Below are 24,343 nucleotides of genomic sequence, written 5' to 3'. Positions count from 1 at the left end.
CTCTCCTGTTCAGGCAATCTGGTCTTGGGTGGCGGCCGGGAGCGGCTCGTGCTGTCCCAGGCGGTTGATGGCGGCGATGCAGCAGGCGCAGACCAGCACCGCGCCGACGGCGGCGAGCAGCGCGACCGGGCCGCCGCGCAGGGCGGTCACCACGTTCTGCTGGGCGGCCATCGCCACCACCACCGGGATGTACATGGCGCCCCAGAAGCCGACGCCGGCTTCGGTTTCCTTGGGCAGCAGGCCGCGCTTGTGCAGCCACAGCCGCGAGCTGATCAACAGCAGCATGGCGATGCCGACGCCGCCGACGTTGGCCTTGACGCCAATCGCGCTGCCGAGCAGATCGCCGAAGAACAGGCCTGCCAGGTGGCAGAGTGCAAGTAGGGCGGTACCGTAAATGACCATGGTTGAATCTCCTTATGTAGATGGATGTTGCAACTGCCTGGTTTTTGTTTTGTCTGGGTACGGCTTCAGGGTACGGCGGATACGACATGATGCAATGAATCAACTGGTTGGGGACGATCTCCTCCGGGTGCGGGCGCCGCCGGGGCGCCCTGACTGACGTCAATGGTGGATGTTCCGGTGTCAGGCGACGTTCCACTGCGCGCGCAGGCGCTCGCGCACCGTGAGCGAGGCCTGGCGCGGCGCGGCGCCGAGACGGCCGGCGAGCCCGCGCGACGGCTCGGCGGCGATGTCGGCCAGCGCGGCGGACAGCGCGCTCTCGACCGTATCGAGGTCGGCGCTGCCGGGCGCGGCGGCGTTCTCCACGCGCAGCAGGCGCCACAGCAGGCCGAGCGAGGCGAAGTTGGCGATGTCGTAGGCCATCGGCGGCACGCTTTCGGCCAACCTTTCCAGCTCCTCCACCGAACGCTGCGTCACGCGCGCCGCGGCGGCCTTGCCCATGGCGTGCACCATCACCCCGGCGTCGTCCAGCGCGATCAGCCGGTTGGCCTGGTAGCCGTGGGCCAGAAACGCCCCGGACATGGCCTTGCCGACGATCAGCCCGAGCACCGGGTGGCCGGCCAGCCGGGCGCTGGCGTAGGCATCGGCGGCGGCGGCGAGCGCCAGATGGATGCCGTAGGCTTCCTCGCGCCGGCCGTAGGCCTGGCTGGCGACGTCGATCACCGCGACGATGGCGCGCTTGTCGTCGCGGCCGGCGTCGGCGTCGATCGCCTCGCGCACGGCGCGTGCCAGCTGCCAGCCTTCCACCAGGCCGACTTCGCCATTGCGCACCCGTGGGAAGCGGTTGTCCGGGTCCGGCACCACGGCGAGATAGCGCGCCGGCCGGCCGGCCAGCTCGGCGTCGACCACCTGCAGCGCCGCCGGGTAGCCGGCGACACGCGGGGCGTGGCGGGTGAGCGCGGCGAGCCAGACGGCGCCGCGGCTCTGGATGGGGTGTTGGTTCATGCTTGGTCTCCCTGGGCGTAGATGGCGCGCACGTCTTCGGCGCTGGCCTGGCGGCTGGCGTCGACTTCGGCCAACCTGGCGAGGTAGTGCGCCACGCGCTGGCTGCGCGGCGCGGCCGGCTGGCCCTGGTGCAGCCAGGCGATGGCCTGGGCGCGCAGCGCCGGGGCATGGTCGTCGAGGCAGGCATCGGCCAGACCCGTCGCCACGCGCTGCTCGCCGCCGGTCAGGCTCCAGATGAAGGGCTTGTCGCGCGAGTCGTATTCCTCCACCCCGGCTTCCTGCTCGATCACCGCCGGGCCGTTCAGCCCCAGCCGCGCCTCGCGGGTGACCAGCAGGTAGCTGCACAGCGCGGCGGCGATGCTCATGCCGCCGAAGCAGCCGACGGTGCCGGCGCTGATGCCGATCACCGGCTGGTAGCGGCGCAGCTCGACGATGGCGGCGTGGATCTCGGCGATGGCGGCGAGCCCCAGGTTGGCTTCCTGCAGCCGCACCCCGCCGGTCTCGAACAGGATCAGCGCGCAGGTTGGAATGCCGTGGCGGTTGTCCTCGGCGGCCAGTTCCAGCGCGCCGGCGATCTTGGCGCCGGACACCTCGCCCATGCTGCCGCCCTGGAACGCGCCTTCGATCGCCAGCACCAGCGCCGGCCGGCCGTCTAGCGTGCCCTTGGCCACCACCACGCCGTCGTCGGCCTGGGGGACGATGCCCTGGCGCGCCAGCCACGGCGAGGTGAGGCGGTCGAACGGGCCCAGCAGCTCGCGGAAGCTGCCGGCGTCGAGCAGGGCGCGGGCGCGCGCTCGGGCGTCGCGCTCGATGAAGCTGTCTCGATGAATCAGGTCGGATATCGTCATGTCGTCCTCACTCGCGCTCGTCCAGGGACTCGAACGCCTGCTCCAGGCGCAGCCGCACCACCGCCGGAGTGGCGCCGAAATCGTTGATCTCGATCGCGGCGGCCGGCCACAAGCGGGCGCCGAACAGCCGGTCGAGCTGGGCCTGCCACACCGGCCCCATGCCGTTCACCGAGGTGGTGACGCTGACCTGCAGGGAGCCCGCCGGGCGCGGTTCGAGCAAAACCTCCAGGTCGCCCGAACCGACCACGCCGGCCAGGGCTCGGCCCGCAGCGGGGATGCCGGCGGGGTAGTCGAATAGGTGTTTTTCCATGATGCTTTCCTTGTCAGGGCCGGCCGTCGGGTGCCGGCGCTGCGTTATTCAGTCGGTCGAGAAACAGCGCGGCGGCCAGCAGGTCGGCCGAGCCGCCGGGCGAGACGTTGAGCGCCAAGAGCTCGGCGTCGAGCCGCGCCAGCGCCTGGCGCCCGGCAGGGGTCGCGCTGCCGCCGGCGTCGAGCACGCGCGCCGCGCCGGCCTGCACCGCGTCGAGCGCGGCCGGTCCGCCGCGCGCCAGCACGCAGGTGTCGTCGAGCAGGCTCATCAGCGCCAGCAGCGCGTCGAGGCGGGCGGCGTCTTCCGCCACGCCGGCGGCGCGAGCCTGCCACAGGGCGGGCAGCGCCACCTCGACCACGTGCGGGAAGCCGGCTTCGGCCTGGCCGCGTGCGCCGCCGACGCCGTAGTCGAGTCGGGCGCGTTCGCCCTTGTGCCCGGTGCGGCGCGGGGCGTGGCGGTCCGGCGTATTGGCCAGCACGGCGGCGCGGAGTGCCACCTGCTGTGGTGCGCAATCCGCCGGCGTCTGCGTGGCGGCGGTGACCAGCAGCCCCAGCGCCCAGATCGCGCCGCGGTGGGTGTTGACGCCGCCGGTGGCGGCGAGCATCGCCGCCTCGCCGTCGCGGCCGAGCCGGCCGATGCGTTCGCGCAGCGTGACGGCTTCGGCCAACGTGGCGCCGGCCTCGGCCATGGCCTGGAAGGCCGGGCGCAGCGCGTGCGCCGAGCGGCACATCAGCGCCCAGTCGAGGTCGCGGTGCGCGCCGCGTCCGCGCACGTCGACCAGCCCCGGCTTGGGTGAGAGCGTGACCTCGTCGATCAGCGCCGTCACCACCAGATCGGCCAGCCGCGCGGCGTGCCCGGCGTGCCAGAGGTGAGTGGCGCGACGTTCGGTGAGCAGGGCCGCGTCCATCACCAGCTCCTGAACTTGGCCGGAGGGTTGTAGAGGCCGCCGGACCACTCCACCAGCTCGGCGATACTCTTGGCCGCCAGCAACTCGCGGCTCGCCTCGCTACGGCGGATACCGAGGTCCTCGGGCAGCGCGATCAGACCGTCGCGGCGCATCCGGTCGGTGTGCTTCGGGTCGTGGCGCAGGCCGATGCTGGTGACGCCCGCCACCGCCGCGATCATGGCGCGGCGCTCCTCCAGCGAGCGCGCCTTGTAGAGGTAGGCGATGCCGTCCTCGGTCAGCAGGTGGGTCACGTCGTCGCCATAGATCATCACCGGGGCCAGCGGCATGCCGCTCTTCTTCGCCACCTCGACTGCGTCCAGTTGCTCGACGAAGGTCGGCTTGCCGCCCTCCTGGAAGGTCTCGACCATCTGCACCACCAGCTTCTTGCCGCGCTCCAGCATCGTCACCGGCTCGGTCATGTCGAGCCAGGCTGGGGTGGCATGGCGCCGGCCGCGCGGGTCGTGGCCCATGTTCGGTGCGCCGCCGAAGCCCGCCAGGCGGCCACGGGTGACGGTGGAGGAGTGGCCGTCGCCGTCCACCTGCAAGGTGGCGCCGATGAACAGGTCGACCGCGTACTGGCCGGCTAGCTGGCACAGCATGCGGTTGGAGCGCAGCGAGCCGTCGCGCCCGGTGAAGAACACGTCCGGCCGCGCCGCCACGTAGTTCTCCATGCCCAGTTCGGTGCCGAAGCAGTGCACGCTCTGAACCCAGCCGGTTTCGATCGCCGGGATCAGCGTCGGGTGCGGGTTGAGCGTCCAGTTGCGGCAGATCTTGCCCTTGAGGCCGAGCCTCTCGCCGTAGGTCGGCAGGATCAGCTCGATGGCCGCGGTGTTGAAGCCGATGCCGTGGTTGAGCGACTGCACGTTGTGTTTCTCGTAGATGCCGCGGATCGCCATCATCGCCATCAGCACGTGCACCGGCTTGATCAGGCGCGGATCGCGCGTGAACAGCGGCTCGATGTAGAACGGCTTGTCGGCCACCACCACGAAGTCCACCCACGAGGCCGGGATGTCGACGCGCGGCAAGTCGGTCACGTCGTCCACCAGCTCGTTGACCTGCACGATGACGATGCCGTCGCTGAAGGCGGTCGGCTCCACCAGTGCCGGGGTGTCCTCGGTGCTGGGGCCGGTGTAGACGTTGCCGTGGCGGTCGGCCATGAAGCCCGCCACCAGCGACACGTTGGGGATCAAATCGACCACCAGCCGCGAATACAGCTCGATGTAGGTGTGGATGGCGCCGACTTCCAGCCGGCCGTCTTCCAGCAGCTGGCTGATGCGCAGGCTCTGCGGCCCGGCGAAGGAGAAATCGAGCTTGCGGGCGATGCCGCGCTCGAACAGGTCGAGGTGCTCGGGGCGGCTCACGCTGGGCATGATCATGTGCAGGTCGTGCAGCCGCTCCGGATCGACGCGGGCCAGCGAGCGCGACAGGAAATCCGCCTGCTTCTGGTTGTTGCCTTCCAGCACCACCCGGTCGCCCGGGGAGAGCAGCGCTTCCAGCGCCGCGACGATGTCGTCGCTTGGCAGCACCACGCCGTCGGTCAGGTGGCGCACGCGCTCCAGGCGGCGGCGCTTTTCTTCGCGCCGACGGTTCCACTGCGCGGGGGGAGAAATCTCGGTTTGCATGGACACTCCGCAAATCGGTTGGACGTGCGGCTACCTTATGCCTCGCCCGAGCACGCTTCAATCAACCAAGATGATAGCTTGTTAACTTTAGGTTAATGAATTAGGGTGGCGGCTGGCATGGCTTGGCCACGGCGTGGCCGGACGGAGGAGGGAATGGAGATCGACGAAGAAATCACGCTGAAGAAGCTGGAGGTGTTCCTGTCCTTCATGAAGCTCGGCAACATGGCGCGCGTGTCCGAGGCGCTGGGGCAGAGCACGGTCAGCGTGCACCGCGCGCTGCACTCGCTGGAGGAGGGGTTGCGCTGCCCGCTGTTCAAGCGCGACGGGCGCAAGCTGATCCCGCTCGCCACCGCCTACACCTTCGCCGAGTACGCCACGCGTGCGCTGCGCGAGTGCGAGGAGGGTGTACGCAAGACGCGCGAGGCGGCCGGCTTCACCGCCACCCGGCTCAAGATCGGCGGGCTCTATTCGCTCACGGTGCGCACCATCCCGCAGCTCCTGGTCGGGTTGAAGACGCGCCGCCCGGAACTCGACGTCGACCTGACCTTGGGCTCCAACCGCGAGCTCTTGCACAAGCTCGACGACGGCCAGCTCGACGCCATCGTCATCGCCCTGCACGAGGCGCCGCGCCAGAGCGAGCTGGTGGCGGTGCCGATGTTCGACGACGACATCCTGTTCGCCGCGCCGCTCCACTCCCGCTTTGCCGGGCACGAGCGCATCGACCTGCAGGAGCTGCGTGGCGAAAAATTCGTGTCGCTGGGCGAGGACTTCGCCACCTACCAGGATTTCAGCCACGCCTTCGAGCTGGCGGGCTTCCTGCCCGAGATCGCGATGCGCGTCGGCGACATTTTCTCGCTCACCAACCTGGTCAGCGGCGGCATCGGCTACGCCCTGCTGCCGGGGCGGGTGGCGCATTTCAGCCCGCAGGTGCAGCTGATCCCGCTCGAGGCGCGCTACGCCATCAGCCAGCGCATCATGCTGCTGCTGCCGAAGAACCGCGAACGCGACCCCAACCTCCTGGCGCTGGCCGCCGAATGCCGCATGGTAGGGCGGCGCTGACGCGACCCGGCGCCGCCAATAACAAAAAAGGCTCCCCGCAGGGAGCCTTGGTCATGCTGGCGGCAGCCGGGATTACGGCCACAGCACCAGATGAGTGAACGGCGGCAGGTAGGCCATGGCGCTCACCACCAGCCCCACCAAGCCGGCCAGCGCCAGCGAGTGCAGGAACACGTAGCGCAGGATCACGCCTTCCTTGCCGTAGTACTGGGTGGCGGTGGAGGCGACCACGATGGACTGCGCGTCGATCATCTTGCCCATCACGCCGCCGGCGGAGTTGGCCGACGCCATCAGCACCGGCGACAGGCCGAGCTGCTGCGCCGAGGCTTTCTGCAGACCGCCGAACAGCACGTTGGCGGCGGTGTCCGAACCGGTCAGCGCCACGCCCAGCCAGCCCAGCAGGGTGCCGAAGAACGGGTAGAACATGCCGGTGTGCGAGAACGCCAGGCCCAGCGTGATGTCCACGCCGGAGAAGCGGGTCAGGTAGCCCAGCGCCAGCATGGCGACGATGGTGACCAGCGAGTAGCGCAGCGACCAGAAGGTCTGGCCGTATACCTTCACCAGCTCGCTCGGACGGTAGCCCATCAACAGGCCGGACAGCAGCGCGGCGACCAGGATGCCGGTACCGGTGGTGGAGAGCAGGTTGAGCTTGTAGATGGCCGCTTCCAGGTGCGGCTCGGCCACGACCGGCGGCATCTTCTGCACCAGGTTGTGCAGGCCCGGCCACTGGATGTCCAGGGTGAAGATGGCGTCCAGCACCTTCTTCACCGACGGCGAACCCCAGGCGAACACCATCACCGACAGGATGATCCACGGCAGCCAGGCGCGCAGTACTTCGCCGCCGCTGTAGCCGTGGCTGCCACGCTTGGCGGTGCCGGCTTCTGCGGCGGCAACCTTGGCGCCGCCCATGGTGCCGAAGGTCGAGGTGAACACCTCTTCCGGGTGCCATACCTTGAGGAATACTACCAGTGCAGTGATCGAGCATACCGAGGCGATCACGGCCACCAGTTCCGGCCCCATCAGGTTCGATACCAGCAGTTGCGGGATGGCGAACGACAGACCGGCAACCAGCGCAGCCGGCCAGATGCGCAGGGTGTTTCTCCAGCCGCAGAAGGCGATCAGCAGCCAGAACGGCACGATGACGGCGAAGATGGTCATCTGGCGGCCGACCATCGACGAGATCGACATCACGTCGAGCCCGGTCACCTTGGCCAGGGTGTTGATCGGGGTGCCCAGCGCGCCGTACGCCACCGGAGCGGTGTTGGCGATCAGCGACAGGCCAGAGGCGGCCAGCGGCGAGAAGCCCAGACCGATCAGCATGGCGCCGGTCACGGCCACCGGGGTGCCGAAGCCGCCGGCGCCCTCGAAGAACGCGCCGAAGCAGAAGGCGATCAGCAAGAGCTGCAGGCGGCGGTCGTTGGTGACGCTGGTGATGCTCTCGCGCAGCACCGTGAACTGGCCCTTACGCTCGGTGAGCTGGTACAGGAAGATGACGTTCAGAATGATCCAGCCGATCGGCAGCAGGCCGTTGGCCGCGCCCATCAAGGTGGCGCTCATCGCCATGTCCACCGGCATGCCGAAAATGCCGATCGCCACCAGCAGCGAGGCCACCAGCCCCATCACGGCGGCGATGTGCGCCTTGATATGGAAAATGCCGAGAGCGCTGAGCAGCACGATGACCGGCAGCGCAGCGCACAGAGTCGACAGCCAGGGGTTGCCCAGCGGATCGTAAACCTGAGACCACATGATGTTCTCTCCTGATTGTTTTGGTTGAGGGCGGCACCGGTCGTCGCCGGCGTTGGCCCTTTTGAGCGTTGTTATCCAGAAAGACTGGACCGTGCTCGAACTCTAATCAGGACGGAACGCGTCGTCATTTGGGGCTTGCCCTTGCGGGTTTACCCTCGAATGGCATGAAAAACAGCAAAAAGGTTGGCCGAAGCCCGTGTCAGACGGGGCTTCGGCCAACCTTTGGAAGGGCGGTGGAGCGGGCGGAGGAGGGCGTCGCGAGCGGCCTCTTGGTCCGGGACGCGCCGCGGAGCTAGCCGCCCGCGCCCAGCGGGTGCGCCGACAGGCCGCTCGCGTCGAGCCTGAGGTAGCCGCCACGCTCGCCGTGCCAGTCCGCGATCACCCAGCGTTCGGCCTGGTGCGTGCCGTCGCCGTGGCGATGCACCGCCGGGCGATGGGTGTGACCGTGAATCAGCGTCGGCCAGCCGTGCGCCGCCAGCAGGGCCTCGATGGCGCTGTCGGTGACGTCGGAAATCGCCGACAGGCCGGTGCTGGCCTTGCCCGCCTCGCTCATGCCGCGCGCCTGGCGCGCGATGGCGTGGCGTTCGGCCAGCGGCCGCGCCAGCATCGCCTGCTGCCACTGCGGGTTGCGCACCATGGCGCGGAACTGCTGGTAGGGCGTGTCGTCGCTGCACTCGGCGTCGCCGTGTACCAGCAGGTAAGGGCGGCCGTAGGCCTCGATCAGCGCCGGCTCCTCGAGCAGCGTGGCGCCGCTGGCGCGGGCAAACCCCTCGCCCAGCAAAAAGTCGCGGTTGCCGCGCAGCACGTAGAGCGGCGTGACGGCGGAAAAGTCGCGCAGCAGCGCCAGCGCCTCGTCGATGAACGGCGAGCGGTCGTCGTCGCCCACCCACACCTCGAACAGGTCGCCGAGAATGTAGAGCGCGTCGATCTTGCCGCGCCAGTCCGCCAGCGTGGCGGCGAACAGCCGGTTGAGCGCGGGGACCTCCTCGCTCAGGTGCAGGTCGGAAATGAAATGGATGGCCATAAGCGAAAAAGGCCGCCCTGCGGCGGCCTGGTAGTAGCTAACTCAGATGATTTCAGCCTTGGTGATCAGCACCGCATCCACCGGCACGTCCTGGTGCATGCCGTGGCGGCCGGTCTTCACGCCCTTGATGCGGTCGACCACGTCGGTGCCCTCGACCACCTTGCCGAACACGGCGTAGCCCCAGCCCTGCGCGCTTTCCGACTTGAAGTCGAGGAAATCGTTGTCAGACACGTTGATGAAGAACTGCGCCGACGCCGAGTGCGGGTCCGGGGTGCGCGCCATGGCCACGGTGTAGGTCTTGTTGGACAGGCCGTTGTTGGCCTCGTTCTTGATGGTGTCGCGCGTCGGCTTCTGCTTGAAGTCGGCGTCGAAGCCGCCGCCCTGGATCATGAAGCCGTTGATCACGCGGTGGAAGATGGTGCCGTCGTAGTGGCCGTCCTTGACGTACTGCTCGAAGTTGGCGGCGGTGATCGGCGCCTTCTCGGCGTCCAGTTCCAGCACGATATCGCCGAAGGTGGTGGTCAGTTTGATCATTAGTCTTGTCCTAATCAGGGTTTCAGGATGGCTTTCTGGATGACGATCGGCTCGAACGGCGCGTCGCCCATGCCGTTCAGGCTGCCGGTGCGGGTCTTGGCGATGCGGTTCACCACATCCATGCCCTTGCTCACTTTGCCGAACACGGCGTAGCCCCAGCCTTGCGGCGTGGGCGATTGGTAATTCAGGAAGTCGTTGTTGGCGACGTTGATGAAGAACTGCGCGGTGGCCGAGTTCGGATCGTTGGTGCGCGCCATGGCGATGGTGCCGATGTCGTTCTTCAGGCCGTTGTTGGCCTCGTTGGCGATCGGCGCGCGTGTCGGCTTCTGCTGCAGCTTGGCGTCGAAGCCGCCGCCCTGGATCATGAAGCCGTCGATCACGCGGTGGAACACCGTGCCGTTATAGTGGCCGGCCTTGACGTAGGCGACGAAGTTGTCGACCGTCTTCGGCGCCTTGGCCGAATCCAGCGTGATCTCGATATTGCCCTTGTTGGTGATCAGTTCCACCACCGGCGCCGCCAGCGTGGTGAAGGGCAGGGCCGCGAGGGCCAGACAGGTCAGCAGAGATTTCATGATGTTCCGTTCCGGGAAGAGTCGTGCCATTGCGTGGCGCGCCATGCAGGGGGAGTCGCGCCCTCGATCCTGACAGTTTACCACGTGCCTTATCCGATGCCTGCCCCCGCCGTCCGGCCCGGCGCGAGCCCGGCCTAGGCCGCGCCCAAGTGCAGGCGCAGCGCCAGGTAGACGCCGGCAATGGCCAGGGTGGCCACGGTGACCGGCACCCCGACGCGCGCGTAGCCGCGCCAGTCGATGTCGATGTGGCGTCGCGCCGCGGCGTCCACCACGATGATGTTGGCGATGCTGCCGACGATCAGCAGGTTGCCGGCCAGCGTGCTGACCAGGGCGAGCAGCGTACCGGCCATCGGATGATGGGCCAGCGGCAGCAACAGCATCACGGCGGGGACGTTGGAGACGATGTTGGAGAGCAAGAAGGTCACCCCGAACAGCGAGCCCAGCTGATCCAGGTGCACGCCGGCGGCGGCGAGGAAGGCGATGGCGTGCGCCGTGACCCCGGTGCGCTGCAGCGCGTGGTTCACCACGAACAGGCTCATGAACAGGATCAGCAGCTCCCAGTCCACCAGCCCCAGCATCTTGCGCGAGTGCAGCTTGCGGCTCATCAGCAGCAGCCCGGCGCCGATCAGCGCCATGTGCTCGCGCGGCCACGGCGCCACCAGGAACGCCACCAGCAGCGCGCCGGCCACCGCCAGCCCCTTGCCGGTCTGCCAGGCGTCGAAGGCAATCGCCTCGGTGCGTGCCTCGTGCAGGGTGTCGGGCGGGATGAGCGCCGCGCCGTCCGTCCAGCGCCCACGGGTCTGCCAGGCGATCAGCCCCCAGCACGCCAGCAGCCCGACACTCACCGGGAGGATGGCGTCGAGGAAGTAGCCGTCGAATGACAGCCCCAGGGTCTGGCCGATCAGCATGTTCTGCGGGTTGCCGATCAGCGTCGCGGCGGAGCCGATGTTGGCGGAACAGGCCAGCGCCAGCAGGTAGGGTGTCGGGGCGAGGCGGCGCTTCTGGCAGGCCTCGATCAGCACCGGGGCGACGGCGAGGCAGACGATGTCGTTGCTGAACACCGCCGACAGCGCCGCCACCACCACGACCAGGACCCCCAGCAGCCCGGCCGGACCCAGCGCCAGCCCCGCCAGCTTGTGCGTCACCCAGTCGTAGAAGCCGCCGAGACGCATCTGCGCCGACACCACCATGAACGAAAACAGCAGGATCACGGTGGGCAGGTGCACGGCGGCGACCGCCTCCTCCAGGCTCAGCGCACCGACGCCGATCAACGCGATGGCGCCGAGCAGGGCGACCCCGGTGCGGTCCAGTTGCAGGAAGGGCAGCCCGCCGAGAATCATCCCGAGGTAGACGATGAGAAAAATGACGACGATGGTGGTGATCATGATGCGTTCGCGGCCTCGGCCGGTACCTCTAGCGGGGGGTGACAGGATTATGGGTGGGGTTTCGAGCCGGTGCCAGCGATTGCCGCCGGCGCGGGTACCTCGGGCGGGCAGCCGAGGCGTCGTTTGCTCCAGGCCAACGAGCCCGAAGGGGGAGGGCATCGCCCCACGGCGACGCTAGCCGAAGCCGGTACCGCCGCCCTGGCACGGCGCACGCGAGACGGGGGGTGCGATCCCGCCTGCGGCCGTCCAGGCGCACGCCGCCATGGCGACGAGGCGACCCTCGTTCCGGAAGCCGGCATCCGCGTCGAGCCGTGAGGCCGCCGTGGCCCCGCGCATTCTAGCGACAAGCGGGTGTCTCTCCAACCGGGCGCCGCAGCAAGACCGATTTCCCCTCCGCCTGGCCGTGTTGGCCGAAGACGCCAACGCCCCGGACGACGCCTGGGGCGACGAGGCGTCATCGAGCCCGTCCTGGATAGATCCCGGGCAGGGCGAGAGGCAGGGCCTTTCCGTTGTCACGGTGCCTGCTACGGCGAGGGGGCGCCGGGAAGGCTCGGGCCGCCGTGCCGATGCGCTATAAAATACATGAACACGTATTGATATGTTTGCGTCCCTTCGTCGCGGAGCAGGCCGATGCCCCATTCCCATCACGACCACCAGCACGGTCATGACCACCATCACGACCACGCCCATGTGCCGACGGTCGGGGACGACAATCAGCGCAAGGTGCTGATCGCCTTCCTGTTCACCTTCGCCTTCATGGTGGTGGAGGTGGCGGGTGGCCTGCTGTCCGGTTCGCTGGCCCTGCTCGCCGACGCCGGCCACATGCTGACCGACGCCGCCGCGCTGGCGCTCGCCTACGGTGCCTTCCGCTTCGGCAAGCGCGCCGCCGACACCAAGCGCACCTTCGGCTACCTGCGCTTCGAGGTGATCGCCGCCCTGATCAACGCCATCACCCTGTTTGTCATCGTGCTCTGGATCGTCATCGAAGCCATCGACCGCTTCCGCCATCCGGGGGCGGTGCTGGCGGGGCCGATGTTCGGCGTCGCCACCATCGGGCTGCTCGTCAACCTGCTGGTGTTCTGGATTCTGAGCCGTGGCGGCAGCGAGCACGTCAATATCAGGGGCGCGGTGCTGCACGTGCTGGGCGACCTGCTGGGCTCGGTCGCCGCCATCGCCGCCGCCGTCGTCATCTACTTCACCGGCTGGACGCCGATCGACCCCCTCCTGTCGGTGTTCGTCGCGCTGCTGATCCTCTACAGCGCCTGGTCGCTGCTGCGCCACTCGCTGCACATCCTGCTCGAAGGCGCGCCGGAGCACGCCCAGCCGGATGCCATCGCCAGCCATCTGCGCCAGACCGTGCCGGAGCTCGCCAACGTGCGCCACGTCCACGTCTGGTCCATCACCTCGGGCCGGGTGCTGGCCACGCTGCACGTCGAGCCGCGCGCCGAGGCCGATCCGCGCCGGCTGGTGCAGGCCGTCGAGGTGGAGCTGGTGGCGCGTTTCGGCATCGCCCATGCCACCGTCGCCATCGACTGGCCCGAGACCGAAGCCGGCGCCTGCCACCTTGGACCCCATGACGACACGGTCCACCCCGCGGGCCACGCCGGGGCCGAGCATGAGCACGACGGTCCGGCCCATCCCGGGCCTTGCCAGCAAGGACGCCAGCCGTGAGCCGGCTCGCCCGGCCTTCCCCGGCCGACATCGCCGTGCTGGCGGAAACGTTCCGGTTGCTGGGCGACCCGACGCGTCTGCGCATCCTGTTCTTCTGCCTCGACGCACCACGTTCGGTCGGCGACATCGCACAGAGCCTCGAGCTGTCGCAATCGCTGGTCAGCCACCACCTGCGGCTGCTGCGCGGCGCCCGGCTGGTGCGCGGTCAGCGCCGGGCCAGGCAAGTCTTCTACCAACTGGCCGACCTGCACGTCAGCGACATGCTGGCCGACATGGCGCACCACGTGGCCGAGGAGCACGCCGAGAAATGAGCGGGCCCCGTTCCGCCGAAAACCCTCTTGCATCCGGGGGCATTTCCCTCGTAGGCTGGTATTCATGACAATTCATTGATCGCCTGCCATGCTGAACCTCAGCTTTCGCCCCCGCCTGATCGATGCACTCAAGGGTTATCACCGCGAAGTGTTCCGGCACGATGTCCTGGCCGGGTTGACGGTGGGGATCGTGGCGCTGCCGTTGGCGATGGCGTTCGCCATGGCCAGCGGGGTGACGCCGCAGGCCGGCATCTTCACCGCGGTCATCGCCGGCTTCCTGGCTTCGCTCTTGGGCGGAACCCGGTTCTCGGTGACCGGTCCCACCGGCGCCTTCATCGTCGTCATCTACGGCATCGTCGCCAAGTACGGCGTGGCCAACCTGCTGATCTGCACCTTCATGGCCGGCATGATGCTGGTGTTGATGGGGCTGATGCGGCTGGGGCAGGTGATCAAATTCTTTCCGATGCCGCTGATCACCGGCTTTACCAACGGCATCGCGGTGCTGATCTTCCTCACCCAGCTCAAGGACTTCTTCGGCCTGCCGGTGGCGCAGATGCCGGCCGGTTTCTTCGCCATCGTCGCCACGCTCAGAGCGCGCCTGGCCGAGTTCGACGGCATGACGCTGGCGGTGTCGGGGGCCTCGCTGGCGCTGATCCTGCTGTGGCCCAAGCGGCTCAACAAGTTGCTGCCGTCGCCGTTCGTGGCCTTGCTGCTGGCGACCATCACGGTGGCGCTGTTCCATCTGCCGGTGGCCACCATCGGCAGCAAGTTCGGCGGCATTCCGCAGGGGCTGCCGGCGTTCTCCGGCCTGGCGCTGGACTGGGCGACGCTGTCCGAACTGATGACGCCGGCCTTCACCATCGCGCTGTTGGGCGCCATCGAGTCGCTGCTGTGCGCGGTGGTGGCCGACAGCCTCACCGGCGACAAGCACGACGCCAACCAGGAGCTGATCGCGCAGGGCATCGCCAACATGGTGGTGCCGTTCTTCGGTGGCATCCCGGCCACCGGGGCGCTGGCGCGTACCGCCACCAACATCAGCAACGGCGGGCGCACCCCGGTGGCCGGGATGGTGCACGCCGCATTGCTGTTGCTGGTGATCCTGGTGGCGGCGCCGCTGGCGTCCTACATCCCGCTGGCGGTGCTGGCGGCGATTCTGGTGGCGGTGGCGCTGAAGATGGGCGACTGGGATATCCGCAAGGCGGCGCAGTTTCCGCGCCACGACACCGCGGTGCTGGTGGTGACCTTCCTGCTCACCGTCGCCTTCGATCTCACCATCGCGGTGGAGATCGGCCTGCTGATGTCGGCGGTGTTCTTCATCCAGAGCATGGCGCGCAATACCAGCGTGCAGCGGCTGCGGCCGGAGCATGCCCAGCTGTTCGAGCGCCATTCCATCGCCGGCAAAGCGGTGCCGCCGGGCTGCGCGGCGTTCCGGGTGGAGGGCGCGCTGTTCTTCGGTGCCGCCGATACGGTGGAGCAGGTGCTGCACGACGCGCCGGACGCGCGCGTGATCATTCTGCAGCTGCACCGGCTGGTGCTGCTCGACACCACCGGCCTGCTGGCGCTGTCGGCGCTGCGCCAAAGGTTGGCCGAAGAGCGGCGCACGCTGATCCTGTGCGGTGCCGGGGCCGAGGTGATGGGGTTGCTGGTCGGCTCTAGGCTGGCGGCGGAAATGGGCGAGCGCAACATTCAGCCCGATCTCGCCACGGCGCTGATGCGCGCCGAGGAACTGCTGACCAGCGGGGTGGTGTGGGCGTAGAAAAAGCCTTGATTGATCGGATATTGTTTATTTTTGTGCCGACAATTTTTGATTTGTAGCAATTAATTTAATAAAAATGACGAATCCAGGGCGCTTGTGAGGAGGCGCTGGTGTAGACTTGCGCTGCTGTCGTAGCGGGTAAGGTGCTGCACCGTGCCCCGGTGCCGCCGGCGGGCGACGACGGTGGCCGGCAGGCCGTTCTGCCACTCCCCTGCAAGGATTCATCATGGAGCACCCGCAGCGCGTGGCGCGGCACACCCTGTTCGAAGACGTTCAGGCGATCGTGATCGGCACGCTGTTCATCTCGCTCGGCGTCGCGCTGTTCGCCCAGGCCAAACTGCTGACCGGCGGCACCGCCGGCCTCGCCTTCCTGATCCACTACGCCACGCCGCTGAGCTTCGGCCAGGTGTTCTTCGTCATCAACCTGCCGTTCTACTACCTCGCCATCAAGCGCATGGGCTGGCGCTTCACGGTGAAGACCTTCTGCGCCGTGCTGCTGCTGTCGCTGTTCTCCGAGCTGCAGTCGCACTTCATCCACATCGACGGCCTCAACCCGTTCTACGCCGGCGTGGTCGGCGGCCTGCTGATGGGCGCCGGTTTCCTGATGCTGTTCCGCCACCAGGCCAGCCTGGGCGGCATCAACATCGTCACGCTCTACCTGCAGGACAAGTACGGCATCCGCGCCGGCAAGCTGCAGATGGCGATCGACGTCAGCATCGTCAGCGCGGCGCTGTGGGTGGTGAACCCGCTGGCGGTGCTGGTGTCGGTACTGGGCGCGGTGGTGCTCAACCTGATCCTCGCCGTCAACCACAAGCCGGGCCGCTACCTCGCCGCCTGAGCGCCCGCCGCGCACCGCTGCCCGGCGCTCGCGGGGCCTGTTCGGTGGCGCGGCCGAGCACTTGCAGCGACCCGATGCCGGCTAGGTTTTTCCTTTCCTTGCCGCTTGGCGCTCCCTCAGCGCGCCAGGCTGGGCAGCAGGCTGAAGCCGTTGCGCGAGCCGGTGGTCACGTAGCCGACCAGCTGGCTGTCGCGATGGGCGAGCGCGGTCAGTCCGTCGTCCCCCTCGCTGATCTGCCAGTCGAGGGCGTTGCCCTGGGTGACCCCGGCCAGCTGGATCGGGTAGCGCGGCGTCTTCACCGCCACCGGCAGGGGGCCGAAGCGGACCGGTGTCGGCGTGCCGGCCAGCGTGCTGGCCAGCGCGTTGGCCGACAGCGTGATCGGCTGCAGGTAGGGCAGGATCTGCCCCTCGATTTCGGCGCAGTCCCCCAGCGCATAGACGTGGGGTTGCGAGGTGCGCAGGTAGGCGTCGACGACGATGCCGCGCCCCGTCTCCAGTCCGGCCGCCAGCTCCAGCCGCGGCTTCAGGCCCGCCGCGCAGACCACGGCGTCCACCGCCAGCGTGTCGCCGTCGCTCAGCGTCACGCGGTAGCCTTGCTCGGCCCGCTCGACCCGTTCCACCCCGGTGCCGAAGCGCAGCGTGACCTGGTCCATGACGTCGTGCAGGCGTTGGCTGACCACCTCGGGCACCAGCCGCTCCAGCAGGCGGCTGCCGATGTCCACCAGCGTGACGCGCTTGTGCTGGGCGATGTCGTGGGCGATTTCGGTGCCGATCAGGCCGCCGCCGATGACCAGCACGTGCTCGCTCCGGTTGAGCCGGTCGAGGTAACGCCGGTACTGCTCCAGGTTGTTCAGGGTCAGGATGTCCTGCGCCGCGTCGCCGCCGACGGGCGGGACGAAGGGCTCGGCCCCCACCGCCAGCACCAGGTCGCTGTAGGGAATCTGCGCTTCCCCCGCGGTGATCTTCTGCGCGACAAAATCGATGGCGCTGACCCGGGTACGCGGCCGCACCATGATCTTCAGCTCGGCCGCCATGCCGGTGGCGTTGTTCAGGGTGAGCCGTTCGGCACTGGCCTGATGCCCGAAGCCGTGGCTCAGTTGCGGCTTGGGGTAGTGTTCGCCGCCATCCTCGGTGAGGACGACGACCGGCGTGGTGCTGTCGTGCTGGCGGAACGCCCGGGCCAGGGTGTAGCCGGCATGGCCACTGCCGATGATGACGAGGGGCTTTTTCATCGTGTTTTCTCCAGAAGCCGTCGCTTAGGCGGGGACAAAGTCGCTCTTGCCCATGAAGCACACCGGGCAGAGGAAGGTCTCGGGGACGTCCTGCCAGGCGGTGCCGGCGGCGACCCCCTGGGCCGCGTCCCCCTGCTGCGGGTCGTAAATCCACGAGCAGGTCTTGCAGCGCATCTTGCCGCTGCAGCCGCACGCGGCGGCGGCGTCCGCCGTATTCTGTCCGGTGCTGCCCAGTTGCTCGATGAACGCCTCGCCAAAACGCACCCCCTGGGCGAGGGCATCGTCGTTCGGCCGCCATTCGGCGGTGATGCCCGGGTTGAGCACGCGGAAACCAGCGTCGTCCAGGCGCTTGGCGATACGTTCCACCGCACCACCGCTCCAGCCGTGGGTGCCGAAGGAGGCGGCCGCCTTGTTCTTGAAGCGCAGGCCGGTCATTTCCTCGAGCAGGGCGGCAACATGCGGCAACATCACGTTGTTGACGGTCGGGCTGCCGACCAGAATGGCCTTGGACTTGAACACGTGGGTGAGGACGTCGTTCTTGTCAGTGTTGGACAGGTTGAACAGCTTGATCACGACATCCTGGTCCGCCTTGCGGATGCCTTCGGCAATCGCCTCGGCCATCATGCGGGTGCCGTTCCACATGGTGTCGTAGACCAGGGTGATCTGGTTCTCCTGGTAGTCGTCGGCCCACTTCAGGTATTGCTCGACGATCTGGGTCGGCTTGTCGCGCCAGATGATGCCGTGGCTGGTGGCGATCATGTCGATCGGCAGGTTCAGCGCCAGAACTTCATGAATCTTCTGGGTCACCAGCGGGCTGAACGGGGTCAGGATATTGGCGTAATACTTGATGCATTCTTCCTGCAGTTCGACCGGGTCGCACTGGTCGTTGAACATCTGGGCGCTGGCGTAGTGTTGGCCGAAGGCATCGTTGCTGAACAGCACGGCGTCGCCGGTCAGGTAGGTGGCCATGCTGTCCGGCCAGTGCAGCATCGGCATCTCGACAAACACCAGTTGCTTGCCGTTGCCGAGGTCGAGGCTGTCCCCGGTCTTGACGATCTGGAAATTCCAGTCCTGGTGGTAGTGGCCGCGTAGCGATTTGACGCCGTTGGCAGTGCAGTAGATCGGCGTGTCGGGGATGCGCGCCATCAGTGCCGGCAAGGCGCCGCTGTGGTCGATCTCGTTATGGTTGGCGATGATGTAATCGATGGCGCCGAGGTCCACCTCCTTGGCCAGATTGGCGACGAATTCTTCGGCGTAAGGCGCCCAGACGGTATCGATCAGGGCGATTTTTTCTTCCTTGACCAGATAGCTGTTGTAGCTGGAGCCGCGATGGGTGCTGTATTCGCTGCCGTGAAATTCACGCAGTTCCCAATCCTGTTTACCAACCCAGCGGATGTTGTTTTTGACGGTGAAAGCCATGGCAGAGAGCTCCTTGAGGTATAAGATTCGTGTGAAATGAATCTTATACTTCATAACATTCACCGTAAATGAATCTTATTGGTTATCATGAATTCGCTTGAGGTATATCAAGAGCGGGCTGTTGCCGTGCCCTGTATGCCTATATCGTATGCCAGAATCAAGCTTGGGCCCGCTGTCGCGGCGCCACAGGCAAGATAGAATGCAGGTTCGACCCCAACCGGGCCTACCTGATTGAACAACCCCATGGAACGGCACCGATCGTGCGACTGACGGCTTTTACCGATTACTGCCTGCGCGTGATGATGTACAGCGCGCTGGCGGGCGAGCGCCTGGTGACGATCAACGAGATCGCCCAGGCGTACGGCATTTCCGCCAGCCACCTGACCAAGGTGGTGTTTTTCCTCGGCCAGCATGGCTATCTCACCACCGTGCGCGGCAAGGGCGGAGGGATGCGCCTGGCGGGCGATCCGCGGCAGGTCAACCTCGGCAAACTAGTGCGTGCCGCCGAGACCGACAACGTGCTGGTCGAGTGTTTCGATCCCCTGCACTCGCAATGCCGCATCGCCTCGGCGTGCCGCCTGATGAACGTGCTGCATGCGGCCCAGGAGGCCTTTTACGGCGAATTGTCGCGCCATACCCTGGCCGATCTGCTGGTTCAGCCGGCGGGGCTGGGGCGGGCCTTGGGCATCGAGATCCGGCTCGTCTCCGATTGAGAAACCCGGCGCGGCGACGCCGCGTCACGCGCTGTTCTTGATCGGCTCCATTTCTTTGCGGTTCTGCAGGCAATCCAGAAACCCCGCCAGCAACGGCGGAACGGGCCCAGGGCGCGTCGCCAGCCCCAGCGACAGGTACGCCCCCTCGTCGCTGAGCGGCAGATAGCGCACCCCCGGCATCTTCACGCACTCCAGCGGCGAGGGCAGCAGCGCCACGCCGAGACCCGCCGCCACCAGCCCGATCTGGGTGGTGGCCTCGCGCGCTTCCTGCACAATCCTCGGTTCGAAGCCGGCCGCCAGGCAGAGCTGGCGCACCTGCACGTTGAGCCCGGTGCCGGCGCCGGCCGGGTAGATGATGAAACTCTCGTCGCGCAACTGCTCCAGCGACGCGTGGGGCTGCGCGGCCAGCGGGTGGCGGGCGTTGATCACCAGCCGCAGCGGGTCGCGGTGGATCTCGCGCAGTTGCAGGTCGGGCGGGTTTTCCTTGCCGTGGAAACGCACGAAGCCGATGTCCAGCCGTTCTGCGCGCAGCGCCTCGAACTGCAGCGCGGTGAACATCTCGCGCAGCGTCAGCTGCACCTGCGGGTAGTGGCGGCGATAGTCGGAGATCAGCCCGGGCAACAGGCTGGTGAATGGCAGCGAGGAGGTGAAGCCGACGCGCAGCTCGCCCACCTCGCCGCGCGCGGCGCGGCGGGCATCGTCGGCGGCCTGTTCCACCTCGGCTAGGATGCGGCGGGCGTGCTGCAGGTAGCGCTCCCCGGCATCGGTCAGCGCCACGCGGCGCTTGCTGCGCTCGAACAGGGCGACGCCCAGTTGTTCTTCCAGCGAGCGAATCTGCTGGCTCAAGGGCGGCTGGGCGATGTGCAGGCGTTCGGCGGCGCGGGTGAAGTTGAGTTCTTCGGCGACGACGACGAAGTAACGCAGGTGACGCAGTTCCACGTGATATCTTTTACGTATTAATCAACGATTAAATATATATTGGACTGGCGTTTTGTCCAGTCCTAGCATTCGGTTATCCAGCCCCTGACCGGGGCCGCCAGCCGAGTCTTGACCATGTCTTCCGATGCCTTAGCCGTATCCCGCGCCACTGTTTTTCCCGCTCCGCCCACCGCCCCGGTGCACGAACGACTGCGTGCCGGCACCCCCGCCTTCCGCCGCACCAGCTGGGGCATGTTCTTCGGCGGTTTCGCCACCTTTTCCTCACTGTACGGCATGCAGCCGCTGATGCCGATGTTCTCGCACGACTTCGGCCTGTCGCCGGCGGCGGCCAGCGGCGTGGTGTCGGCCGCAACCGGCGCGCTGGCGGTGGCGCTGATCCCGATGAGCCTCCTGGCCGACCGCTACGGCCGCAAGCCGGTGATGAACCTGTCGCTCGGCCTGGCCGCGTTGTTGACGCTGCTGGCGGCATTTGCCGGCAGTTTCGGCCAACTGCTGCTGCTGCGCACCCTGCTGGGCATCGCGCTGGCCGGCATCCCGGCGGTGGCGATGGCCTATCTGAGCGAGGAGATCGAGCCGGCCTCGCTGGGGCAGTCGATGGGGCTGTATATCGCCGGCAACGCGCTGGGCGGCATGAGCGGACGCTTTTTCCTGTCGCTGATGAGCGAATGGGCCAGCTGGCGCGAGGCGGTGGCGGTGCTGGGCCTGTTCGGGCTGGGGTCGGCCGTGGTGTTCTGGCGCTGCCTGCCGCCGTCGCGGCATTTCCGTCCGGCGCGGCTGGTGCTGGGCGAGGTGCGCGGCAACCTGCGCCTGCATCTGGCCGATGACGGTCTGCCCTGGTTGTTCGCCACGGCCTTTTTGCTGATGGGCTGCTTCGTCAGCCTGTACAACTACCTCGGCTACCACCTGGCGCTGGCGCCGTTCAACCTGTCGCCGAGCGCGGTCGGCGCGGTGTTCCTGCTGTACGTGGTGGGGATGTGGAGCTCGGCCTGGGTGGGGCGGCTGGCCGACCGTCTGGGGCGGCGCAACGTGTTGTGGGTCATGGTGAGCCTGATGCTGGCCGGGCTGACGCTGACGCTGGCCGGCACGCTGTGGCTGGTGGTGCCGGGCATCGCGGTGTTCACCTTCGGTTTCTTCGGCGCGCACTCGGTGGCGAGCAGCTGGATCGGCCGCCGCGCCAGCCGGGCGCGCGGTCTGGCCTCGGCGCTCTACCTGAGCTGCTACTACCTGGGCGGCAGCGGCCTGGGCTCGGCCTCGGGCCTGATGTGGAGCTCGGGTGGCTGGGGCGGGGTGGTGCTGGCGCTGACGGGCGGCCTGCTGTTGTGCCTCGGCATCGCGCTGCGGCTGCGTCGCCTGGCACCGCTGCCGGCTGCAACGAACTGAGTTTTTCTCCTCCTCTTGTTTCCGGTCTCCGGACCCGGCGCGAGTCTTTCGCTGCCGGGTTTTTTTCTGTCCGCTCAATAGGCCCGTTGCCGGTCGACCCACCCTTCCGGCCTTGCCCCGCTTCGTAGTGCCCGCAGGCTGGCGGCGATCTGCGCTACCGCCGGGCCGGGCAGGGTGATGGCGGCAATGTGCGGGGTGACGGTCACGTTCGGGTGTGTCCACAGCGGGTGCTCCGGGGCCAGCGGCTCGCTGGCGAACACGTCGAGCTGGGCAAAGCGCAGCTGGCCGGCGTCGAGCAGAGCGAGCAGGGCCTCCTGGTCGAGTTGGTCGCCGCGGCCGGCGTTGATCAGTGCCGCGCCATGGGGCAGCCGGGCCAGCCGCTCATGGTCGAGCAGGCCGCGCGTTTCCGGGGTGGACGGCAGCAGGCTCACCAGCACGTCGGTCTCGGCCAGCAGCGTGTCCAGCGCCGCGCTGCCGTGCCGGCAGGCGACGCCGGGCAGCTGGCGCGGGCTGCGGCTCCAGCCGGACACGGTGTAGCCCCGCCCGGCCAGGGTGGTGGCGACTACCGCACCGATGGCGCCCAGGCCCAGCACACTGACGCGGGCCTCGTGCGCCAGCCGGGGCCGTTGCGGCTGCCAGCGGCGCTCGGCCTGCTGCCGCTGGTAGACGTCGAACTGGCGCTGGTAGCGCAGCACGCCGTACAGCGCGTACTCCGCCATCTGCTGCGCCATGCCGGCGTCGGTCAGGCGGATCACCGGTAGCGTCGCCGGCAGGTCGGCACGGGCGAGCAGGCGGTCCACCCCGGCGCCGAGCGCGAACACCGCCTCGAGCCGGGGAAAGCGGGCGAAAAACCCTTCCGGCGGATTCCACACCACGGCGTAGCGCACGGCCGCGTCGTCGACCTCCTGCGGCCACACCGCCAGGTCGATATCGGGCAGCGCCTGGCGCAGCAGCGGCGTCAGCTGTTCGGCATCCTGCGGGGCGTAGAGATAGAGCATGGCGTTTCCTTCGTTCTCAGGTGGGCCGGCGCGTCTGCAGCCACTCCCACACCCCCAATCCGGCGGCGCGGCCGCTGGCGAAGCAGGCGGTGAGCAGGTAGCCGCCGGTCGGGGCTTCCCAGTCCAGCATCTCGCCGGCGCAGAACACGCCGGGCAGTTGGCGCAGCATCAGGCGCTCGTCGAGCGCGGCAAAGGTGACGCCGCCGCCGCTGCTGATGGCCTCGTCGAGCGGGCGCGGCGCGATGAGCTTGACCGGCAGCGCCTTGATCGCCGCCGCCAGTCGCTGCGGATCGTTCATGGTGTCCTTGCCCAGGCACTCGCGCAGCAAGCCCATCTTCACGCCCTTCAGCCCGACGCGGCTTTGCAGGTGGCTGGACAGGGAGCGCGAGCCGCGCGGGTGCGCCACCTCCGCGGTGACGCGCGCCAGGTCCTTGCCCGGCGCCAGGTCGAGGTGGATGGTGGCGCTGCCGTGCGCGGCGATGGCGTCGCGCAGAGGGGCGGAAAAGGCGTAGATCAGGCTGCCCTCGACGCCACCCCCGGTGACGACGAACTCACCCTGCTTGTGCTGCTCGCAGCCGTCCGCGTCGGTGAAGCTCAGCACCACCGATTTCAGCGGCTCACCGGCAAAACGGCTGCGGAAGTGCTCGCTCCAGCCGACGTCGAAACCGCAGTTGGACGGCACCAGCGGGCTGACCTCGACGCCGCGTTCGGCCAACCTTGGCAGCCACGTCCCATCCGAGCCCAGCTTGGCCCAGCTGCCGCCGCCCAGTGCCAGCAGTACGGCGTCGGCGCGGACCCTCTTGTCGCCTTCCGGCGTGCTCAGCAGCAGGGCGCCGTCGTCGCTCCAGCCCTGCCAGCGGTGGCGCACGTGGATACGTACGCCGGCTTCGCGCAGGCGCTGCAGCCAGGCGCGCAACAGCGGCGCGGCTTTCATCGCGGTGGGAAACACCCGCCCGGACGAGCCGACGAAGGTGTCGATGCCCAGCCCGTGCACCCATTCGCGCAGTTGCTCACCGCCGAAGGCCTGCAGCCAGGGCCGCAACTGCTCGCTGCGGCTGCCGTAGCGAGACAAGAACGGCTCGGCCGGCTCGGAGTGGGTGATGTTCATGCCGCCGACGCCGGCCAGCAGGAACTTGCGCCCGACCGAGGGCATGGCGTCGTAGACGTCGACCTGTGCGCCTTGCCGGCTCAGCACTTCGGCCGCCATCAGTCCGGCCGGACCGCCGCCGACGATGGCGACGCGGCGGCTCGGGCCTGTTGCTGTCGTGGTCATCGTCGGCGCTCCGTGGTGGCGGGCGGCATGGCGGCGTGTGTCATCGCTTCTGGTCCTGGCTATGGCTGGTGAGTGGCGGGCGGCGACGGCGGCCGCTAACGCCTTGTTTTGGCGGGCAAAGGCAAGCGTCACGTGGCGTCCCTGCCCGAGAGGGGCTGATTGTCACAGAAACGTCGTCAAAACCCAAGCGGGCCGCCGCCAGCCGCCGCCGCCCTTGTGCGGGTGTGGTGTTCGGATTTCCGTGTGCTAATGTCCGGGGAAGTACGGTGTTCCGTCTGTTTGTTGGAGTGGCCGGAATTTGTTCGATAAAAATCAATGGGTTGGGTTTTGGTTTGTCTGGTCGCGGGCTGGCCCGATTCCTGCTCA

The 24,343-nt window shown here is 68.0% G+C and carries 23 protein-coding genes; 7 read left to right on the top strand and 16 right to left on the bottom strand.

Translation table 11 applies throughout. The features are described from left to right. Positions 1-9 precede the first annotated feature (9 nt). From madL to mdcA, 6 genes are all read right to left on the bottom strand, one after another. Positions 10-402 (bottom strand): malonate transporter subunit MadL, encoded by a 393-nt coding sequence (gene madL / locus AC3WG5_RS02410; RefSeq protein ID WP_482580686.1) that lies wholly within the window; start codon positions 400-402, stop codon positions 10-12. 180 nt (positions 403-582) lie between these two features. After that, entirely contained in the window at positions 583-1,404 is an 822-nt protein-coding gene (gene mdcE, locus AC3WG5_RS02405) for a biotin-independent malonate decarboxylase subunit gamma (protein WP_492567645.1), read from the bottom strand. Next, positions 1,401-2,252 carry a biotin-independent malonate decarboxylase subunit beta gene (locus tag AC3WG5_RS02400; RefSeq protein WP_492567644.1) on the bottom strand — a complete coding sequence of 284 codons (852 nt, stop codon included), beginning with the start codon at positions 2,250-2,252 and terminating at the stop codon, positions 1,401-1,403. Before AC3WG5_RS02400 ends, mdcE begins: the two co-directional genes overlap by 4 nt. Before the next feature lie 7 nt (positions 2,253-2,259). Continuing rightward, positions 2,260-2,562, bottom strand: a complete 303-nt coding sequence (locus AC3WG5_RS02395; RefSeq protein ID WP_492567643.1) for a malonate decarboxylase subunit delta — start codon at positions 2,560-2,562, stop codon at positions 2,260-2,262. A 13-nt stretch (positions 2,563-2,575) separates the two neighbouring features. Beyond that, positions 2,576-3,469 carry a triphosphoribosyl-dephospho-CoA synthase gene (locus tag AC3WG5_RS02390; protein WP_492567642.1) on the bottom strand — a complete coding sequence of 298 codons (894 nt, stop codon included), beginning with the start codon at positions 3,467-3,469 and terminating at the stop codon, positions 2,576-2,578. Next, complete coding sequence (mdcA, locus tag AC3WG5_RS02385) at positions 3,469-5,130, bottom strand: malonate decarboxylase subunit alpha (RefSeq protein ID WP_492567641.1); 1,662 nt, start codon at positions 5,128-5,130, stop codon at positions 3,469-3,471. Before mdcA ends, AC3WG5_RS02390 begins: the two co-directional genes overlap by 1 nt. A 153-nt stretch (positions 5,131-5,283) precedes the next feature. On the opposite strand from mdcA, the gene AC3WG5_RS02380 reads away from it, so the two are divergent. After that, positions 5,284-6,189 (top strand): LysR family transcriptional regulator, encoded by a 906-nt coding sequence (locus tag AC3WG5_RS02380; RefSeq protein ID WP_492567640.1) that lies wholly within the window; start codon positions 5,284-5,286, stop codon positions 6,187-6,189. Between the two features lie 72 nt (positions 6,190-6,261). Here the strand turns inward: AC3WG5_RS02380 and AC3WG5_RS02375 are convergent, their stop codons facing one another. From AC3WG5_RS02375 to AC3WG5_RS02355, 5 genes are all read right to left on the bottom strand, one after another. Continuing rightward, positions 6,262-7,932, bottom strand: coding sequence for an L-lactate permease (locus AC3WG5_RS02375; RefSeq protein ID WP_014087955.1), 1,671 nt, complete (start codon positions 7,930-7,932; stop codon positions 6,262-6,264). A 292-nt stretch (positions 7,933-8,224) separates the two neighbouring features. Beyond that, positions 8,225-8,956 carry a UDP-2,3-diacylglucosamine diphosphatase gene (locus AC3WG5_RS02370; protein WP_492567639.1) on the bottom strand — a complete coding sequence of 244 codons (732 nt, stop codon included), beginning with the start codon at positions 8,954-8,956 and terminating at the stop codon, positions 8,225-8,227. Positions 8,957-8,998: 42 nt separating this feature from the next. Beyond that, complete coding sequence (locus AC3WG5_RS02365; protein WP_008954314.1) at positions 8,999-9,490, bottom strand: peptidylprolyl isomerase; 492 nt, start codon at positions 9,488-9,490, stop codon at positions 8,999-9,001. Between the two features lie 14 nt (positions 9,491-9,504). Further along, complete coding sequence (locus AC3WG5_RS02360) at positions 9,505-10,062, bottom strand: peptidylprolyl isomerase (protein WP_008954315.1); 558 nt, start codon at positions 10,060-10,062, stop codon at positions 9,505-9,507. A gap of 134 nt (positions 10,063-10,196) precedes the next feature. Then, the gene (locus tag AC3WG5_RS02355; RefSeq protein WP_492567638.1) at positions 10,197-11,447 is read right to left on the bottom strand and encodes an anion transporter; all 1,251 of its coding nucleotides are present in this window, start codon (positions 11,445-11,447) and stop codon (positions 10,197-10,199) included. A gap of 630 nt (positions 11,448-12,077) precedes the next feature. On the opposite strand from AC3WG5_RS02355, the gene AC3WG5_RS02350 reads away from it, so the two are divergent. From AC3WG5_RS02350 to AC3WG5_RS02335, 4 genes are all read left to right on the top strand, one after another. Next, a complete protein-coding gene (locus tag AC3WG5_RS02350; RefSeq protein WP_492567637.1) occupies positions 12,078-13,118 on the top strand; it encodes a cation diffusion facilitator family transporter in 1,041 nt (346 codons plus the stop codon). Then, positions 13,115-13,429 carry an ArsR/SmtB family transcription factor gene (locus tag AC3WG5_RS02345; protein WP_492567636.1) on the top strand — a complete coding sequence of 105 codons (315 nt, stop codon included), beginning with the start codon at positions 13,115-13,117 and terminating at the stop codon, positions 13,427-13,429. Before AC3WG5_RS02350 ends, AC3WG5_RS02345 begins: the two co-directional genes overlap by 4 nt. A gap of 88 nt (positions 13,430-13,517) precedes the next feature. Continuing rightward, the gene (locus AC3WG5_RS02340; RefSeq protein ID WP_492567635.1) at positions 13,518-15,185 is read left to right on the top strand and encodes a SulP family inorganic anion transporter; all 1,668 of its coding nucleotides are present in this window, start codon (positions 13,518-13,520) and stop codon (positions 15,183-15,185) included. A 226-nt stretch (positions 15,186-15,411) separates the two neighbouring features. Next, positions 15,412-16,023 (top strand): YitT family protein, encoded by a 612-nt coding sequence (locus tag AC3WG5_RS02335; protein WP_492567634.1) that lies wholly within the window; start codon positions 15,412-15,414, stop codon positions 16,021-16,023. 116 nt (positions 16,024-16,139) lie between these two features. Here the strand turns inward: AC3WG5_RS02335 and AC3WG5_RS02330 are convergent, their stop codons facing one another. Then, entirely contained in the window at positions 16,140-17,255 is a 1,116-nt protein-coding gene (locus AC3WG5_RS02330) for an FAD-dependent oxidoreductase (protein WP_492567633.1), read from the bottom strand. Between the two features lie 24 nt (positions 17,256-17,279). Beyond that, positions 17,280-18,674: an anaerobic nitric oxide reductase flavorubredoxin gene (gene norV, locus AC3WG5_RS02325; protein ID WP_482580701.1), complete on the bottom strand. Its 1,395-nt coding sequence runs from the start codon at positions 18,672-18,674 to the stop codon at positions 17,280-17,282. A 260-nt stretch (positions 18,675-18,934) separates the two neighbouring features. On the opposite strand from norV, the gene AC3WG5_RS02320 reads away from it, so the two are divergent. Beyond that, positions 18,935-19,387: an RrF2 family transcriptional regulator gene (locus AC3WG5_RS02320; protein ID WP_492567632.1), complete on the top strand. Its 453-nt coding sequence runs from the start codon at positions 18,935-18,937 to the stop codon at positions 19,385-19,387. Positions 19,388-19,411: 24 nt separating this feature from the next. On the opposite strand, the gene AC3WG5_RS02315 is transcribed toward AC3WG5_RS02320, so the two are convergent. Next, positions 19,412-20,326 carry a LysR substrate-binding domain-containing protein gene (locus tag AC3WG5_RS02315; RefSeq protein ID WP_492567631.1) on the bottom strand — a complete coding sequence of 305 codons (915 nt, stop codon included), beginning with the start codon at positions 20,324-20,326 and terminating at the stop codon, positions 19,412-19,414. Positions 20,327-20,440: 114 nt separating this feature from the next. On the opposite strand from AC3WG5_RS02315, the gene AC3WG5_RS02310 reads away from it, so the two are divergent. Beyond that, a complete protein-coding gene (locus AC3WG5_RS02310) occupies positions 20,441-21,706 on the top strand; it encodes an MFS transporter (protein ID WP_492567630.1) in 1,266 nt (421 codons plus the stop codon). 74 nt (positions 21,707-21,780) lie between these two features. On the opposite strand, the gene AC3WG5_RS02305 is transcribed toward AC3WG5_RS02310, so the two are convergent. Then, a complete protein-coding gene (locus AC3WG5_RS02305; RefSeq protein ID WP_492567629.1) occupies positions 21,781-22,704 on the bottom strand; it encodes a 2-hydroxyacid dehydrogenase in 924 nt (307 codons plus the stop codon). Positions 22,705-22,720: 16 nt separating this feature from the next. Beyond that, positions 22,721-23,977: a TIGR03862 family flavoprotein gene (locus AC3WG5_RS02300; protein WP_492567628.1), complete on the bottom strand. Its 1,257-nt coding sequence runs from the start codon at positions 23,975-23,977 to the stop codon at positions 22,721-22,723. Between the last annotated feature and the right edge of the window lie 366 nt (positions 23,978-24,343).

Source organism: Pseudogulbenkiania sp. FW507-F1, assembly GCF_058781125.1.
The sequence above is the reverse complement of the archived record's forward strand: the minus strand, read 5'-3'. Positions and strand labels throughout refer to the sequence as shown.

Bases quoted from the DNA above. Each gene is read 5' to 3' on its own strand.
- AC3WG5_RS02355 (WP_492567638.1), bottom strand. From the start codon at position 11,447: ATGATCACCACCATCGTCGTCATTTTTCTCATCGTCTACCTCGGGATG.
- AC3WG5_RS02330 (WP_492567633.1), bottom strand. From the start codon at position 17,255: ATGAAAAAGCCCCTCGTCATCATCGGCAGTGGCCATGCCGGCTACACC.
- AC3WG5_RS02375 (WP_014087955.1), bottom strand. From the start codon at position 7,932: ATGTGGTCTCAGGTTTACGATCCGCTGGGCAACCCCTGGCTGTCGACT.
- AC3WG5_RS02370 (WP_492567639.1), bottom strand. From the start codon at position 8,956: ATGGCCATCCATTTCATTTCCGACCTGCACCTGAGCGAGGAGGTCCCC.
- madL (WP_482580686.1), bottom strand. From the start codon at position 402: ATGGTCATTTACGGTACCGCCCTACTTGCACTCTGCCACCTGGCAGGC.
- AC3WG5_RS02380 (WP_492567640.1), top strand. From the start codon at position 5,284: ATGGAGATCGACGAAGAAATCACGCTGAAGAAGCTGGAGGTGTTCCTG.
- AC3WG5_RS02335 (WP_492567634.1), top strand. From the start codon at position 15,412: ATGGAGCACCCGCAGCGCGTGGCGCGGCACACCCTGTTCGAAGACGTT.
- AC3WG5_RS02305 (WP_492567629.1), bottom strand. From the start codon at position 22,704: ATGCTCTATCTCTACGCCCCGCAGGATGCCGAACAGCTGACGCCGCTG.
- mdcE (WP_492567645.1), bottom strand. From the start codon at position 1,404: ATGAACCAACACCCCATCCAGAGCCGCGGCGCCGTCTGGCTCGCCGCG.
- AC3WG5_RS02350 (WP_492567637.1), top strand. From the start codon at position 12,078: ATGCCCCATTCCCATCACGACCACCAGCACGGTCATGACCACCATCAC.
- AC3WG5_RS02340 (WP_492567635.1), top strand. From the start codon at position 13,518: ATGCTGAACCTCAGCTTTCGCCCCCGCCTGATCGATGCACTCAAGGGT.
- mdcA (WP_492567641.1), bottom strand. From the start codon at position 5,130: ATGCAAACCGAGATTTCTCCCCCCGCGCAGTGGAACCGTCGGCGCGAA.
- AC3WG5_RS02395 (WP_492567643.1), bottom strand. From the start codon at position 2,562: ATGGAAAAACACCTATTCGACTACCCCGCCGGCATCCCCGCTGCGGGC.
- AC3WG5_RS02390 (WP_492567642.1), bottom strand. From the start codon at position 3,469: ATGGACGCGGCCCTGCTCACCGAACGTCGCGCCACTCACCTCTGGCAC.
- AC3WG5_RS02360 (WP_008954315.1), bottom strand. From the start codon at position 10,062: ATGAAATCTCTGCTGACCTGTCTGGCCCTCGCGGCCCTGCCCTTCACC.
- AC3WG5_RS02310 (WP_492567630.1), top strand. From the start codon at position 20,441: ATGTCTTCCGATGCCTTAGCCGTATCCCGCGCCACTGTTTTTCCCGCT.
- AC3WG5_RS02400 (WP_492567644.1), bottom strand. From the start codon at position 2,252: ATGACGATATCCGACCTGATTCATCGAGACAGCTTCATCGAGCGCGAC.
- norV (WP_482580701.1), bottom strand. From the start codon at position 18,674: ATGGCTTTCACCGTCAAAAACAACATCCGCTGGGTTGGTAAACAGGAT.
- AC3WG5_RS02300 (WP_492567628.1), bottom strand. From the start codon at position 23,977: ATGACCACGACAGCAACAGGCCCGAGCCGCCGCGTCGCCATCGTCGGC.
- AC3WG5_RS02365 (WP_008954314.1), bottom strand. From the start codon at position 9,490: ATGATCAAACTGACCACCACCTTCGGCGATATCGTGCTGGAACTGGAC.